28 protein-coding genes are annotated in these 14,646 nt (G+C 44.9%); all 28 read right to left on the reverse strand.

What is annotated here, in order from left to right; all coding sequences use genetic code 11:
- Positions 1-557 precede the first annotated feature (557 nt).
- The 28 genes from rplQ to rpsJ all read right to left on the reverse strand — a co-directional run bounded on the left by rplQ (position 558) and on the right by rpsJ (position 14,196).
- Positions 558-941: a 50S ribosomal protein L17 gene (gene rplQ / locus BTO21_RS10895; protein ID WP_045032685.1), complete on the reverse strand. Its 384-nt coding sequence runs from the start codon at positions 939-941 to the stop codon at positions 558-560.
- A 34-nt stretch (positions 942-975) separates the two neighbouring features.
- A complete protein-coding gene (locus BTO21_RS10900; protein ID WP_036789646.1) occupies positions 976-1,965 on the reverse strand; it encodes a DNA-directed RNA polymerase subunit alpha in 990 nt (329 codons plus the stop codon).
- Positions 1,966-1,988: 23 nt separating this feature from the next.
- Positions 1,989-2,609, reverse strand: coding sequence for a 30S ribosomal protein S4 (gene rpsD / locus BTO21_RS10905; RefSeq protein WP_036789645.1), 621 nt, complete (start codon positions 2,607-2,609; stop codon positions 1,989-1,991).
- A 32-nt stretch (positions 2,610-2,641) separates the two neighbouring features.
- Positions 2,642-3,031, reverse strand: coding sequence for a 30S ribosomal protein S11 (rpsK, locus tag BTO21_RS10910; RefSeq protein ID WP_005370963.1), 390 nt, complete (start codon positions 3,029-3,031; stop codon positions 2,642-2,644).
- A 19-nt stretch (positions 3,032-3,050) separates the two neighbouring features.
- Positions 3,051-3,407, reverse strand: a complete 357-nt coding sequence (gene rpsM / locus BTO21_RS10915; RefSeq protein ID WP_005370966.1) for a 30S ribosomal protein S13 — start codon at positions 3,405-3,407, stop codon at positions 3,051-3,053.
- Positions 3,408-3,552: 145 nt separating this feature from the next.
- Entirely contained in the window at positions 3,553-3,666 is a 114-nt protein-coding gene (gene rpmJ / locus BTO21_RS10920) for a 50S ribosomal protein L36 (RefSeq protein WP_000868186.1), read from the reverse strand.
- Between the two features lie 31 nt (positions 3,667-3,697).
- A complete protein-coding gene (gene secY / locus BTO21_RS10925; protein WP_105026798.1) occupies positions 3,698-5,032 on the reverse strand; it encodes a preprotein translocase subunit SecY in 1,335 nt (444 codons plus the stop codon).
- Positions 5,033-5,054: 22 nt separating this feature from the next.
- Complete coding sequence (gene rplO / locus BTO21_RS10930; protein WP_036789641.1) at positions 5,055-5,489, reverse strand: 50S ribosomal protein L15; 435 nt, start codon at positions 5,487-5,489, stop codon at positions 5,055-5,057.
- A 5-nt stretch (positions 5,490-5,494) separates the two neighbouring features.
- On the reverse strand, positions 5,495-5,674 hold the full coding sequence (gene rpmD / locus BTO21_RS10935) for a 50S ribosomal protein L30 (RefSeq protein ID WP_045032680.1): 180 nt from the start codon (positions 5,672-5,674) through the stop codon (positions 5,495-5,497).
- Between the two features lie 5 nt (positions 5,675-5,679).
- Positions 5,680-6,177, reverse strand: a complete 498-nt coding sequence (gene rpsE / locus BTO21_RS10940) for a 30S ribosomal protein S5 (protein ID WP_036789639.1) — start codon at positions 6,175-6,177, stop codon at positions 5,680-5,682.
- Positions 6,178-6,189: 12 nt separating this feature from the next.
- The gene (gene rplR, locus BTO21_RS10945) at positions 6,190-6,543 is read right to left on the reverse strand and encodes a 50S ribosomal protein L18 (RefSeq protein WP_045032677.1); all 354 of its coding nucleotides are present in this window, start codon (positions 6,541-6,543) and stop codon (positions 6,190-6,192) included.
- A gap of 9 nt (positions 6,544-6,552) precedes the next feature.
- Complete coding sequence (rplF, locus tag BTO21_RS10950) at positions 6,553-7,086, reverse strand: 50S ribosomal protein L6 (protein ID WP_045032675.1); 534 nt, start codon at positions 7,084-7,086, stop codon at positions 6,553-6,555.
- Between the two features lie 12 nt (positions 7,087-7,098).
- Positions 7,099-7,491: a 30S ribosomal protein S8 gene (gene rpsH, locus BTO21_RS10955; RefSeq protein WP_045032673.1), complete on the reverse strand. Its 393-nt coding sequence runs from the start codon at positions 7,489-7,491 to the stop codon at positions 7,099-7,101.
- 37 nt (positions 7,492-7,528) lie between these two features.
- A complete protein-coding gene (rpsN, locus tag BTO21_RS10960; RefSeq protein WP_005370985.1) occupies positions 7,529-7,834 on the reverse strand; it encodes a 30S ribosomal protein S14 in 306 nt (101 codons plus the stop codon).
- 15 nt (positions 7,835-7,849) lie between these two features.
- Complete coding sequence (rplE, locus tag BTO21_RS10965) at positions 7,850-8,389, reverse strand: 50S ribosomal protein L5 (RefSeq protein WP_045032669.1); 540 nt, start codon at positions 8,387-8,389, stop codon at positions 7,850-7,852.
- Positions 8,390-8,404: 15 nt separating this feature from the next.
- A complete protein-coding gene (rplX, locus tag BTO21_RS10970) occupies positions 8,405-8,716 on the reverse strand; it encodes a 50S ribosomal protein L24 (RefSeq protein WP_036789611.1) in 312 nt (103 codons plus the stop codon).
- A 12-nt stretch (positions 8,717-8,728) separates the two neighbouring features.
- On the reverse strand, positions 8,729-9,100 hold the full coding sequence (rplN, locus tag BTO21_RS10975) for a 50S ribosomal protein L14 (protein ID WP_045032667.1): 372 nt from the start codon (positions 9,098-9,100) through the stop codon (positions 8,729-8,731).
- A gap of 164 nt (positions 9,101-9,264) precedes the next feature.
- Entirely contained in the window at positions 9,265-9,519 is a 255-nt protein-coding gene (gene rpsQ, locus BTO21_RS10980; protein WP_045032665.1) for a 30S ribosomal protein S17, read from the reverse strand.
- Entirely contained in the window at positions 9,519-9,710 is a 192-nt protein-coding gene (gene rpmC, locus BTO21_RS10985; protein WP_036789604.1) for a 50S ribosomal protein L29, read from the reverse strand. Before rpmC ends, rpsQ begins: the two co-directional genes overlap by 1 nt.
- Positions 9,710-10,120, reverse strand: coding sequence for a 50S ribosomal protein L16 (rplP, locus tag BTO21_RS10990; protein WP_045032663.1), 411 nt, complete (start codon positions 10,118-10,120; stop codon positions 9,710-9,712). The genes rpmC and rplP overlap by 1 nt, the downstream gene beginning before the upstream one ends.
- Before the next feature lie 11 nt (positions 10,121-10,131).
- On the reverse strand, positions 10,132-10,821 hold the full coding sequence (gene rpsC, locus BTO21_RS10995) for a 30S ribosomal protein S3 (protein ID WP_045032661.1): 690 nt from the start codon (positions 10,819-10,821) through the stop codon (positions 10,132-10,134).
- Positions 10,822-10,840: 19 nt separating this feature from the next.
- Entirely contained in the window at positions 10,841-11,173 is a 333-nt protein-coding gene (gene rplV / locus BTO21_RS11000; protein ID WP_045032659.1) for a 50S ribosomal protein L22, read from the reverse strand.
- A 10-nt stretch (positions 11,174-11,183) separates the two neighbouring features.
- Complete coding sequence (gene rpsS, locus BTO21_RS11005; protein ID WP_005302795.1) at positions 11,184-11,462, reverse strand: 30S ribosomal protein S19; 279 nt, start codon at positions 11,460-11,462, stop codon at positions 11,184-11,186.
- An 18-nt stretch (positions 11,463-11,480) separates the two neighbouring features.
- Positions 11,481-12,305: a 50S ribosomal protein L2 gene (gene rplB, locus BTO21_RS11010; RefSeq protein WP_045032653.1), complete on the reverse strand. Its 825-nt coding sequence runs from the start codon at positions 12,303-12,305 to the stop codon at positions 11,481-11,483.
- A 17-nt stretch (positions 12,306-12,322) separates the two neighbouring features.
- A complete protein-coding gene (gene rplW / locus BTO21_RS11015; RefSeq protein ID WP_036789589.1) occupies positions 12,323-12,625 on the reverse strand; it encodes a 50S ribosomal protein L23 in 303 nt (100 codons plus the stop codon).
- Entirely contained in the window at positions 12,622-13,224 is a 603-nt protein-coding gene (gene rplD / locus BTO21_RS11020; protein WP_036789587.1) for a 50S ribosomal protein L4, read from the reverse strand. Before rplD ends, rplW begins: the two co-directional genes overlap by 4 nt.
- Positions 13,225-13,240: 16 nt before the next feature.
- Positions 13,241-13,870, reverse strand: coding sequence for a 50S ribosomal protein L3 (rplC, locus tag BTO21_RS11025; protein WP_045032646.1), 630 nt, complete (start codon positions 13,868-13,870; stop codon positions 13,241-13,243).
- A gap of 14 nt (positions 13,871-13,884) precedes the next feature.
- Complete coding sequence (gene rpsJ / locus BTO21_RS11030; RefSeq protein WP_006232338.1) at positions 13,885-14,196, reverse strand: 30S ribosomal protein S10; 312 nt, start codon at positions 14,194-14,196, stop codon at positions 13,885-13,887.
- Positions 14,197-14,646: the final 450 nt, after the last annotated feature.

Genomic DNA, 14,646 nt, shown 5'->3' on the forward strand with positions numbered 1-14,646 from the left:
GAGTTATTTGTATTGGTCACTCAGTTTATTGATAAATCTTTCGACTTAACTATTCAGTGAGTACCCACACAGATTGCATGGTCAAATTGTTAAAGAACGATACTGACTTTCGGTAACCGCTTGCGCCGTTGTCCGTGTCAGTGAGGTCGTATTATAGAGAGATTTTTAATACTGACAAGCATAATTTAAACAAAAAAAAGCGAATGCTCATTTAACTAACACAATAATCACCATTTGATTAATTTACGCGCAATTAAGTGCTAATGCCAAATTTTATTATCGTAATAATCCATCAATAGATTCATTTTTTAATCATCTTCAATAAAGAAAAGATTAGATCCGCTATATACCGTTGTTAGCATTCATTATCGATAGCAACGAAATAAGACTGCTCATCAAATCAGAAACTTATGTTAATCAATATATAGGGTATAAAGCTGATGGGGTTTTTAGAGAAGAAGAGTGAGGCTGAGTTTTCAGAAAACAGATAACAAGAAAAACAAAAAAAAAGCCGAGTCTTAAAGACTCGGCTTTTCTTCTTATTTAACGGCTAGTGCTTATTCAGCAGTAGCTTCTTCCTTTGCAGGACGGTCAAGTAACTCGATGTAAGCCATAGGAGCTTTATCACCAGTACGGAAACCGCACTTCATGATACGAGTATAACCACCAGGACGCGCTGCGAAGCGTGGACCTAGTTCGTTAAATAATTTCGCAACAACTTCGTTATCACGAGTACGAGCGAATGCAAGACGACGGTTAGCAACACTGTCGGTCTTAGCTAGGGTAATCAAAGGCTCAATTACGCGACGTAGCTCTTTTGCTTTTGGCAAGGTAGTCTTGATTAATTCGTGACGTACCAGAGAGCTAGCCATGTTGCTGAACATCGCTTTACGATGACTGCTGTTGCGGTTGAGTTGACGACCACTCTTACGATGGCGCATGACCTAATCCTTCTAACTAGATATCAGTAAACTGTTAATCTTCAGCGATTGATGCAGGTGGCCAATTTTCTAGGCGCATACCTAGAGACAGACCACGTGAAGCCAATACATCTTTAATTTCTGTTAAAGACTTCTTACCAAGGTTTGGCGTTTTAAGTAGCTCAACCTCAGTACGCTGAACAAGATCACCGATGTAATGGATCGCTTCTGCTTTCAGACAGTTAGCAGAGCGAACAGTTAGTTCAAGATCGTCTACAGGACGCAGTAGGATCGGATCGAACTCCGGCTTCTCTTCTTTCTCTTCAGGAACTCGTACATCGCGAAGATCTACAAATGCATCCAATTGTTCAGCAAGAATTGTTGCTGCACGACGGATAGCTTCCTCAGGATCAAGTGTACCGTTAGTCTCCATATCGATTACTAGCTTGTCTAGGTCAGTACGTTGTTCTACACGTGCTGCCTCTACCGCGTAAGCGATACGGTCCACTGGGCTGTAAGTAGCATCTACTAACAAACGACCAATTGGACGCTCATCTTCTTCAGTGTGAATACGAGCTGATGCTGGTACGTAGCCACGACCACGTTCTACCTTGATGCGCATGCTTAATTCAGCATTGTCATCAGTTAGATGGCAGATTACGTGTTCTGGGTTCGCAATCTCAACATCACCATCATGGGTGATGTCACCTGCAACAACAGGGCCTGCACCAGATTTGTTCAGAGTAAGAATAACTTCATCTTTACCCTCAACCTTAACGGCTAGACCTTTAAGGTTAAGAAGAATTTCAAGGATATCCTCCTGAACGCCTTCTTTGGTGCTGTACTCATGTAACACACCGTCGATTTCTACTTCAGTTACAGCACAACCTGGCATTGAAGATAGCAAAATACGACGAAGAGCGTTTCCTAGAGTGTGGCCGAAACCACGCTCCAACGGCTCTAGAGTTACTTTTGCGTGCGTAGAGCTAACTTGTTCGATGTCAACTAGACGCGGCTTAAGAAATTCTGTTACAGAACCCTGCATTGTGTCCTCTCTTAACTGTAGCCTTACTTAGAGTAAAGCTCGACGATCAGGTGTTCGTTGATGTCGGCAGACAAATCAGAACGTTCTGGAAGACGCTTAAACGTACCTTCCAACTTGCTGCTGTCTACTTCGACCCAAGTCGGTAGTTCACGCTGTGTAGCAACTTCAAGAGCTGCTTTAATGCGTGCTTGGTTCTTAGCTTTCTCACGAATGCTAACAACGTCGTTTGCCGCTACCTTGAAAGAAGGAACGTTTACGACTTGACCATTAACTAGAATCGCTTTGTGGCTTACCAATTGACGAGATTCAGCGCGAGTTGCACCAAAGCCCATACGGTAAACTACGTTATCTAAACGACCTTCAAGAAGCTGAAGCAGGTTTTCACCTGTGTTACCCTTAATACGGGCAGCTGTCTTGTAGTAGTTACGGAATTGTTTTTCTAGTACGCCATATGTACGACGAACTTTCTGCTTCTCACGAAGCTGAACGCCGTAATCAGATAGACGACCGCGACGAGCACCATGTTGGCCCGGAGCGTTATCAATCTTACACTTGGTATCAATCGCACGTACACCAGACTTAAGGAATAAGTCAGTGCCTTCGCGACGGCTAAGCTTTAGCTTAGGACCCAAATATCTTGCCATTTTTCTTTCTCCAATTTCCTAGAAACGAAACGTTATACGCGACGTTTCTTAGGTGGACGACAACCGTTATGAGGGATCGGAGTCGCATCAACAATGTTAGTGATACGGAAACCCGCTGCGTTTAAAGCACGGATTGTAGACTCACGACCAGGACCAGGGCCCTTAACCATAACTTCTAGGTTCTTAACGCCATATTCTTTGGCCATTTCACCACAACGCTCAGCAGCAACCTGTGCAGCGAACGGAGTAGATTTACGAGAACCACGGAAACCTGAACCACCTGCAGTTGCCCATGAAAGAGCATTACCTTGACGGTCAGTAATGGTTACGATTGTGTTGTTGAAAGAAGCATGGATGTGCGCAACGCCATCGGCTACTTGCTTGCGTACGCGCTTACGAGCGCGAGTTGGTTGTTTTGCCATTGTACTCTACCTTATCCGACTATTTTTTGATCGGCTTGCGCGGACCCTTGCGGGTACGTGCGTTGGTTTTAGTACGCTGTCCACGAAGAGGTAGACTGCGACGGTGACGAAGACCACGGTAACAACCAAGGTCCATAAGACGCTTGATGTTCATGGAAATTTCACGACGAAGATCACCTTCTACAGTGTACTTAGCTACACCATCACGCAGTAGATCGATCTGTTCTTCAGTTAGTTCACTGATCTTAACATCTTCAGCAATACCCGTCTCAGCTAGGATAGCTTGAGAACGTGTCTTACCGATGCCGTAGATCGCAGTTAATGCGATTACAGCGTGTTTCTGATCAGGAATGTTAATGCCTGCAATACGGGCCACTATTCACTCCTAGTACTTTACAAGAATAACCGCTGCAGAGCCCGTTCAGGATACGCAGCGGTGGTACAATTCTTTTGCACATAACAAAAGATGGTTGACTAATTTAGCCAACCTATCTTCAATTTGCAAGAAATATTTCTGCTAATTAACCTTGGCGTTGTTTATGCTTTGGTTCACTGCAAATTACACGCACAACACCGTTGCGCTTGATAACTTTACAGTTACGGCAGATTTTCTTAACGGAAGCACGAACTTTCATTGCTAAACTCCGTAAATATGGAAAACTAAACTTAACGGCCGTAGCCTTTTAGATTAGCTTTTTTCAATACTGACTCATACTGTTGAGACATCAAATGTGTCTGAACTTGAGCCATGAAATCCATGATAACAACAACTACGATTAGTAGGGAAGTGCCGCCAAAATAAAAGCGTACGTTCCATGCAATCATCATGAACTCGGGGATCAGACAGATAAAGGTGATATACAACGCGCCCGCTAAGGTTAGTCGAGTCATTACTTTATCAATGTACATTGCGGTCTGTTCACCCGGGCGAATACCAGGTATGAATGCTCCAGACTTCTTCAAGTTATCTGCTGTCTCGCGAGGGTTAAACACCAACGCGGTATACGCGGTATAGAAGAAACAGAAGAATATAATTGCAGCAGCGTAAAGCATTACATAAAGTGGCTGCCCTGGACTAAGTGCAAGTGAAATATCACTTAACCAGCCAAGACCTTCACTTTGTCCAAACCACTGAGCCAGTGTGCCTGGAAACAAAATAATACTCGATGCAAAAATTGCTGGAATTACACCTGCCATGTTGATTTTCAACGGCAAGTGTGTGCTCTGCGCAGCAAAGACACGACGGCCTTGTTGACGCTTGGCGTAGTTAACGACGATACGACGTTGACCACGTTCCATGAACACTACAAAGTAAATTACAGCAAAAGATATAACCACAATTAACAGTAGAAGAAGTACGTGCAATTCACCTTGACGCGCTTGCTCTACGGTCTGTCCAATAGCTGGCGGCAAACCAGCAACGATACCAGTGAAAATAATCACAGATATACCATTACCAATGCCACGCTCGGTAACTTGCTCACCTAACCACATTAAAAACATGGTACCAGTAACCAAACTAACCACGGCAACAAAATAGAAACTAGGACCTGGATTGTGTACCAGGCCTGGAATCATACTTGGTAACCCCGTTGCAATACCAATTGCTTGGAAGGTTGCCAATACAAGCGTACCGTATCGGGTGTACTGACTAATCTTACGACGGCCAGCTTCACCTTCTTTCTTCAACTCAGCCAAGGCTGGATGAACTACTGTTAGCAACTGGACAATAATGGACGCAGAAATATACGGCATTATGCCCAGAGCTAAAATAGAAGCACGCGAGAGTGCACCACCAGAGAACATGTTAAACATCTCAATGATGGTACCCTTTTGCTGCTCGAACAGACTGGCAAGTACAGTAGCGTCAATACCAGGAATAGGCACAAAGGATCCAGCTCGGAATATTAATATCGCACCTAATACAAAGAGAAGGCGTGACTTAAGCTCTGCTAGGCCACCTTGTCCACTACGAAAATCTTGTCCTGGTTGTTTAGCCATCTGTACCTCATCCTCGAGTTAATTATTCCTCGATTTTACCGCCAGCAGCTTCGATAGCAGCTAAAGCGCCTTTAGTAACGCGTAGGCCTTTCACTGTTACTGAACGAGCGATATCACCAGAAAGTACAACTTTCACGAACTTAATGTCCTTAGTGATAACATTCGCAGCTTTTAGTGTTTCAAGGCTTACAACATCACCTTCAACTTTCGCTAGCTCTGCTAGACGAACTTCAGCTGTTACTAGGCTCTTACGAGACGTAAAACCGAATTTTGGTAGACGCTGTTTCAAAGGCATTTGACCGCCTTCAAAACCTGGGCGAACAGAACCACCTGAACGTGATTTCTGACCTTTAACACCACGGCCACAAGTTTTACCTAGACCTGAACCGATACCACGGCCTACGCGCTTCGCAGAAGGCTTAGAACCAGCGGCCGGTGATAGAGTATTCAAACGCATAGTGATTACTCCTCAACTTTAACCATATAGTGAACTTTATTGATCATGCCGCGTACGCAAGCAGTATCTTCAAGTTCAACAGTATGGTTGATGCGACGAAGGCCTAGGCCGCGCAAAGTAGCTTTATGCTTCGGTAAACGACCGATAGAGCTCTTTGTTTGGGTTACTTTAATAGTCTTAGCCATGTCGATTACTCCAGAATTTCTTTAACAGAAAGACCACGTTTTGCAGCGATCATTTCTGGAGAGTTCATTCCACTTAGACCCAAAATTGTTGCGCGAACAACGTTAATTGGATTAGTAGAACCGTATGTTTTAGCTAGTACGTTACGGATACCCGCAACCTCTAGCACTGCACGCATAGCGCCACCGGCGATGATACCAGTACCTTCTGATGCAGGCTGCATGTACACTTGAGAACCAGTGTGACGGCCTTTAACAGCGTGGTGAAGAGTACCTTCGTTGATTGCGATCGTAACCATGTTACGACGTGCTTTTTCCATCGCTTTCTGGATTGCAGCTGGCACTTCACGTGCTTTACCGTAACCAAAACCGATGCGACCGTTACCGTCACCAACTACTGTTAGTGCAGTAAAGCTGAAAATACGACCACCTTTAACCGTTTTTGAAACACGGTTAACAGCGATCAGTTTTTCATTCAAATCTGATTGTGTCTTTTCGTTAGCCATCTTCCGCCTACCTTAGAATTTCAGACCAGCTTCACGAGCAGCTTCTGCTAGTGTCGCGATACGGCCGTGGTATTGGAAACCAGAGCGATCAAATGCAACGTTAGAGATGCCTTTTTCAATCGCGCGCTCAGCAATAGTTTTACCTACAACTGCAGCAGCGTCTTTGTTTCCGGTACTCTTAACTTGCTCACGGATCGCTTTTTCTAAAGTAGAAGCGGCTGCGATAACCTCAGAGCCGTTCGGTGCAATTACCTGAGCGTACACGTGACGTGGAGTACGGTGTACAACTAGGCGAGTTGCGCCCAGTTCAGAAATCTTACGACGTGCTCGGGTCGCACGACGGATACGAGATGCTTTCTTATCCATAGTGTTACCTTACTTCTTCTTAGCTTCTTTAGTACGCACAACTTCGTCGGCGTAACGAACACCTTTGCCTTTATAAGGCTCAGGGCTACGGTAAGCGCGAATATCAGCAGCTACCTGACCAACTAACTGCTTATCAGTACCCGTAAGTATGATTTCAGTTTGTGATGGACATTCAGCTTTGATACCTGCTGGAAGTTCGTGCTCAACTGGATGAGAGAAACCTAGAGTTAAGCCTACAGCGTTGCCTTTGATAGCAGCACGGTAACCTACACCCTTAAGAGTCAGCTTCTTAGTGAAGCCTTCGGTAACACCAACAACCATGTTGTTAACTAGTGCACGAGCAGTACCTGCTTGTGCCCAAGCCTTATCGAACCCTTCACGAGGACCGAAAGTAACTTTGTTCTCTTCCAATGTTAGAACTACTGCTGGATTCATAACGCGAACTAGTTCGCCTTTAGAACCTTTTACAGTAATTTCCTGACCGTTAAGATTAACTTCTACGCCGGCAGGGAAAACTACTGGTGCTTTTGCAACACGAGACATGTTCTACTCCTATTATGCTACGTAGCAGATAATCTCACCGCCAAGACCCGCTTTGCGTGCAGCGCGGTCGGTCATAAGACCCTTGGAAGTGGAAACGATAGCAATACCAAGGCCACCCATCACTGATGGTAGCGCACCTTTTTTCTTGTAGATGCGTAGACCAGGACGTGATACACGTTGGATTTGCTCAATAACTGGGTTAGCTTCGAAGTACTTAAGTGTAACTTCTAGCTCTGGCTTAACTTCACCTGTTACAGTGTAGTCTGCCACGAAACCTTCTTCTTGTAATAATGCTGCAATTGCAACTTTAAGCTTAGAAGATGGCATTTTAACAGCAACTTTTTTCGCTGCCTGACCGTTACGAAGACGGGTCAGCATATCCGAAATCGGATCTTGCATGCTCATAAGTTAATACTCCGTGATTCTGAATTGCTTACTGGTATTACCAGCTTGCTTTACGTAGACCCGGAATCTCGCCTTTCATGCAAGCTTCACGAACCTTGATACGGCTAAGACCGAACTTACGTAGGTAGCCGTGTGGACGTCCAGTCTGGTTACAGCGGTTACGCTGACGAGACTTCGCAGAATCACGTGGTAGTGACTGAAGTTTAAGCACTGCATTCCAGCGATCTTCTTCAGACGCATTCACGTCGCTAATTAGAGCTTTTAGCGCTGCACGCTTTTCAGCGAACTTAGCTACTAGCTTGGCACGTTTAGCTTCACGTGCCTTCATTGATTCTTTAGCCATTAGTAACCCTTACTTTTACTTACGGAATGGGAAGTTAAAAGCAGACAGTAGAGCTAGAGCTTCTTCATCAGATTTAGCAGAAGTTGTGATTGTGATATCTAAACCACGCACACGATCCACTTTATCGAAATCGATTTCTGGGAAGATGATCTGCTCACGAACGCCCATGCTGTAGTTACCACGACCATCGAATGATTTCGGGTTTAAACCACGGAAATCTCGAATACGAGGTACAGCAATTGTAATTAGACGCTCGAAAAAGTCCCACATACGTTCGCCACGTAAGGTTACTTTACAGCCAATAGGGTAGCCCTCACGGATCTTAAAGCCTGCAACTGACTTGCGTGCTACTGTGATTAGCGGCTTCTGACCTGCAATTGCAGTCATGTCAGCAGCAGCGTTTTCTAGCAGCTTCTTGTCGTTGATAGCTTCGCCCACACCCATATTAAGTGTGATCTTTTCGATCCTTGGGACTTGCATGATACTCTTGTATTCGAACTTGCCAGCAAGGTCTTTTACAACAGTCTCTTTGTAGTAATCATGCAGTTTCGCCATAGTACTACTCCAAACTTACTTGATAGTTTCGCCAGTCGATTTAAAGAAACGAACTTTTTTGTCGTCTTCAAATCGGAAGCCTACACGGTCCGCTTTACCTTGACCGTTAACGATAGCAACATTAGACGCATCGATCGCAGCTTCCTGCTCAACGATACCGCCTTGAACACCCATTGCCGGAACCGGCTTCTGGTGTTTCTTAACCATGTTGATACCTTCAACGATAACTTTACCGGTTGCTAGAACCTTAGTTACTTTACCAGTCTTGCCTTTATCTTTACCAGCAAGAATGATAACTTCGTCGTTACGACGGATTTTAGCTGCCATTATAATCGCTCCTTAAAGTACTTCTGGCGCTAGTGATACAATCTTCATGAATTTCGTATTACGAAGTTCACGAGTCACAGGGCCAAAGATACGGGTACCGATAGGTTGCTCAGTGTTGTCGTTCAACAATACGCAAGCATTACGGTCAAAGCGAATGACAGAGCCATCTTGACGACGAACGCCTTTACGGGTGCGTACAACCACCGCTTTCAGTACATCACCTTTCTTAACTTTACCGCGTGGAATTGCTTCCTTTACAGTAATCTTGATGATGTCACCGATATGTGCATAGCGACGGTGAGAACCACCCAGAACCTTAATACACATTACGCTACGTGCGCCGGAGTTATCCGCAGCATCAAGCATACTTTGCATTTGGATCATGTTAGTGCTCCGCTAATTTAAAACATCTAGACCCAAATCGAGTCGATATGCCTTTTCTTCAAAGGCGGCGAATAATAACACCATTTTCGACCGATGGGTAGATAAAAAAATGAACGGCCCTAAGTTTTTCAGGGCCGCTTACTTAAGTAGTTGTTAAGTACGTATTAAATACGAGCTTTTTCAACTACACGTACCAAAGCCCAAGATTTAGTCTTTGACATTGGACGACACTCGCGAACTTCAACCATATCACCTAGGTGACATTCGTTGTTTTCATCGTGTGCATGAAGCTTAGTCGTGCGTGTGATGTACTTACCGTAAATCGGGTGCTTCACTTTACGCTCGATAGCAACAACAATTGACTTATCGCCTTTGTCGCTAACTACTCGACCAAGCTGAGTACGGATTTGATCGCTCATTATGCGCCAGCCTTCTCAGTCAGTACAGTTTTAACACGTGCGATATCACGACGTACAGTTTTAAGATTATGAGTCTGCTGTAGTTGACCAGTCGCAGCTTGCATACGCAAGTTAAACTGTTCACGAAGCAAATTCACAAGCTCTGCATTAAGCTCTTCAACGCTTTTAGCGCGTAGATCTAGTGCATTCATCACATCACCGCCTTAATTACGAATGTTGTCTTGATTGGTAGCTTACGTGCAGCAAGATTAAATGCTTCACGAGCTATTGTTTCAGGAACACCACCCATTTCGTATAGAACCTTACCTGGTTGTACTTGTGCAACCCAGTACTCCACACTACCTTTACCTTTACCTTGACGAACTTCAAGAGGCTTAGATGTGATTGGTTTGTCTGGGAATACACGAATCCAGATTTGGCCCTGACGTTTTACATGACGAGTCATAGCACGACGTGCAGCTTCGATCTGACGAGCAGTTAGACGACCACGGCCGACTGCTTTAAGACCAAATGTACCAAAGCTTACATCAGTACCGTTCGCTAAACCGCGGTTACGGCCTTTAAAGGCCTTGCGGAATTTAGTGCGTTTAGGTTGCAGCATCAATAAACTCCTTATTTACGGCTTTTGCGCTGCTTCTTAGGCTTGTCAGCCTTTGGCTCTTCAACCGGCATGCCGCCTAGAACTTCACCTTTGAAGATCCAAACTTTAACGCCGATAACACCGTATTGGGTGTGAGCCGAAGAAGTTGCGTAGTCAATGTCAGCACGAAGAGTGTGTAGAGGCACACGGCCTTCACGGTACCACTCAGTACGTGCAATTTCAGCACCGCCTAGACGGCCGCTTACTTCAACTTTGATACCTTTAGCGCCAAGACGCATGGCGTTCTGAACTGCACGCTTCATCGCGCGACGGAACATTACACGACGCTCTAGCTGAGACGAAATACTGTCTGCTACTAGTTGACCATCTAGTTCTGGTTTACGTACTTCAGCGATGTTGATCTGAGCTGGAACGCCCGCGATCTTCGCTACTGCTGCACGTAGTTTCTCTACATCTTCGCCTTTCTTACCGATTACTACGCCTGGACGAGCAGTGTGAATAGTCACACGGATACTCTTTGCAGGACGCTCGATAACGATGCGTGATAGAGATGCTTTAGCTAGTTCCTTTTTCAGGAACTGGCGTACCTTGAAATCGCCGTCTAGGTTGTCAGCGAATTCTTGGCTGTTAGCAAACCAAGTGGTATTCCAAGGCTTACAGATGCCTAAACGAATACCATTAGGATGTACTTTCTGACCCATTGCTTTCTCTCCTAGTCTCTTAGCGGTCTGCTACAACAACAGTGATGTGGCTAGAACGCTTCAAGATGCGATCGGCACGGCCTTTAGCACGAGGCATAATACGCTTCATGGTAGGACCTTCGTCAACGAAGATTTTAGCAACATTAAGATTATCAATGTCTGCGCCTTCGTTGTGTTCTGCGTTAGCGATAGCTGACTCTAGAACTTTCTTGATTAATTCAGCAGCTTTTTTGTTGCTGAAATGAAGAATTTCTAAAGCTTGAGCAACTGGCTTACCGCGCAGTTGATCTGCAACCAAACGAGCTTTTTGCGGCGAAATGCGAGCAAAGCGATGTTTAGCGATAGCTTCCATTACCTACTCCTTAGCGCTTTTTAGCTTTCTTATCCGCAGCATGACCGCGGTAAGTACGTGTTGGTGCAAATTCGCCTAGCTTGTGACCGATCATTTCTTCAGAAACGAAAACAGGAACGTGCTGACGACCATTATGGACAGCGATGGTCAAACCGATCATCTGTGGGATGATCATTGAGCGACGGGACCAAGTCTTTACAGGCTTTTTGTCACCGCTTTCCAACGCTTTCTCTACCTTCTTCAGCAAGTGTAGGTCAATGAATGGACCTTTCTTGAGAGAACGTGGCATGGCGTATCCTCTTTATAATTACTTATTACGACGACGTACGATGTACTTGTCAGTGCGCTTATTACTACGAGTCTTATAACCCTTAGTTGGAACGCCCCAAGGTGTTACTGGATGACGACCGCCTGATGTACGACCTTCACCACCACCATGTGGGTGATCCACTGGGTTCATTACAACACCACGTACAGTTGGACGAACACCGCGCCAGCGTGAAGCACCAGCTTTACCTAGCTCACGTAGCATGTGTTCTGCGTTACCAACTTCACCTAGAGTCGCACGACCGTCAGCAAGAACTTTACGCATTTCGCCAGAACGTAGACGTAGAGTCACATAAGTGCCTGCACGTGCAATGATCTGAGCGTATGCGCCAGCTGAACGAGCCAGCTGTGCACCTTTACCAGGCTTAAGTTCAACACAGTGTACTGTTGAACCTACAGGGATGTTGCGCATTGGTAATGTATTACCAACTTTGATAGCAGCATCTTCGCCAGACTGGATCATATCACCAGCTTGAAGACCTTTTGGTGCAATAATGTAGCGGCGCTCACCGTCTGCGTACAGAACTAGAGCAATGTTTGCGCTACGGTTTGGATCGTATTCTAGACGTTCAACTTTCGCTGGAATGCCATCTTTAGTACGTTTAAAGTCAATTAGGCGGTAGTGTTGTTTGTGACCACCACCAATGTGACGTACTGTGATACGACCGTTATTGTTACGACCACCGCTCTTAGAGTTTTTCTCTAAAAGAGGTGCGTACGGCTTACCCTTATGCAGGTCAGAGTTAACCACTTTAACTACGTGGCGACGACCTGGGGAAGTCGGCTTACATTTTACAATAGCCATTCTTCTTTGCTCCTAGCCTACTCTGCACTACCAGCGAAGTCGATGTCTTGACCTTCTTTCAAGATAACATACGCTTTCTTCACGTCTGAACGACGGCCTTGGCGCATACCTTGACGTTTGGTCTTACCCTTAGTAATAAGAGTATTTACAGACTTAACTTCAACCTCAAACAGTTTTTCAACTGCTGCTTTGATCTCTCTCTTCGTCGCAGTAATAGCAACTTTAAACACGATAGTATTCGCGTTTTCAGCAGCCATTGATGCTTTTTCAGAGATGTGCGGAGCACGTAGAACTTTTAAAATACGCTCTTCAGTGATCATGCTAACATCTCCTCGATTGCTTTAACTGCAGCTGCAGTCATTACAATTTTATCGAAAGCGATTAAGCTAACTGGATCGATTGCCGCTGCATCACGTACGTCTACTTTATATAGGTTACGTGCTGCAAGGAATAGATTTTCATCTAACTCGCCAGTTACGATAAGTGCATCAGTAAGCTCAAGCTCTTTAAGCTTAGCAACTAGTGCTTTTGTCTTTGGTGCTTCTAAAGTAAAGTTTTCAACAACGATTAAACGCTCTTGACGAACTAACTCAGAAAGAATGCTCTTCATAGCACCGCGGTACATTTTCTTGTTTACTTTTTGGCTGTGATCCTGAGGACGAGCAGCGAAAGTAACACCACCAGAACGCCATAGCGGACTGCGGATTGTACCTGCACGAGCGCGACCAGTACCTTTCTGGCGCCATGGCTTAGCGCCACCACCAGAAACGTCTGAACGAGTCTTCTGAGCACGTGTACCCTGACGAGCACCTGCTGCAAATGCAACAACTACTTGGTGTACAAGCGCTTCATTGAAATCACGCCCAAAAGTAGTTTCGGAGACAGTTAGCGCGTTAGCGCCTTTGACTACCAATTCCATTACTAACTCCTCGACGTTACGCTTTAACAGCTGGTTTAACGATCACGTTGCCGCCTGTAGCACCAGGGACTGCACCTTTAATAAGTAGCAGATTGCGCTCAGCGTCAACACGTACGATCTCTAGGTTTTGAGTCGTTACACGCTCAGCTCCCATGTGACCAGCCATTTTCTTGCCTTTAAATACGCGACCTGGAGTTTGACATTGGCCAATTGAACCCGGAGCACGGTGAGACAAGGAGTTACCATGGGTCATATCTTGAGTACTGAAATTCCAGCGCTTAATAGCACCCTGGAAGCCCTTACCTTTAGATGTACCAGTAACGTCTACTTTTTTAATTTCGTTAAAGATCTCAACACTTAGCTCAGCGCCAACTGCGAATTCTTCATTATTTTCTAGACGGAATTCCCAAAGACCGCGACCAGCTTCAACACCTGCTTTCGCAAAGTGACCAGCTTCTGGCTTAGATACGCGGCTAGCTTTTTTAGTTCCAGCTGTTACTTGAATAGCGTTGTAACCGTCAGTTTCTACAGATTTAACCTGAGTAACGCGGTTGTTTTCAACTTCAACAACAGTAACTGGAATAGAAATGCCATCTTCGGTAAAGATGCGGGTCATGCCCACTTTACGACCGATTAGACCAATCATTCTCTTATCTCCCCTTAACCTAGGCTGATCTGAACGTCAACGCCAGCTGCTAGATCTAGACGCATCAGAGCATCAACAGTTTTATCTGTAGGCTCAACGATGTCGATAAGGCGCTTGTGCGTACGAATTTCGTACTGGTCACGTGCGTCCTTATTAACGTGAGGAGAAGTAAGAACAGTAAAACGTTCTTTGCGAGTAGGAAGAGGGATTGGACCCTTAACCTGTGCGCCAGTACGTTTAGCTGTTTCAACGATTTCCGCAGTTGACTGATCGATCAAACGGTGATCAAACGCCTTTAGACGGATACGAATACGTTGGTTCTGCATTAGACAGAGCTCCAAATAAAAATTACACAAACAATATCGCCACTCACGTTCGTAAAGACGAAGGAATGTCGATTGATTTATGTGAACGTAGCATCCCTATCGGATGCATTGTCAGCCAATTTAATGACTGCGAACATAAGTCAGAGTATTCATTATGAAACATACTCGGCATAGCCTGCAGTAAGTTTCTCCTCAATGCTTATTGGTTCACAACAGCGCTTACGAGACATTGTCTCAGGCAGTGTCGAGCATTATACAGATCACACTTTTGAAAGCAAGCTTTGATCGATAAATAAGCAAAACGTCAGTCATTCATCATTATTATCAATAGCTTAAATTCAATATGTACTGGTTAAGTCACTGCTATTGATTAAAAAATCGCAGATATAAAAAAAGGAAGCCGAAGCTTCCTTTTTATTCAGTACTTAGTGGTGCACTAATTGCTATTAA

It is taken from the genome of Photobacterium phosphoreum (genome assembly GCF_002954725.1).
GTDB lineage: Bacteria > Pseudomonadota > Gammaproteobacteria > Enterobacterales > Vibrionaceae > Photobacterium > Photobacterium phosphoreum.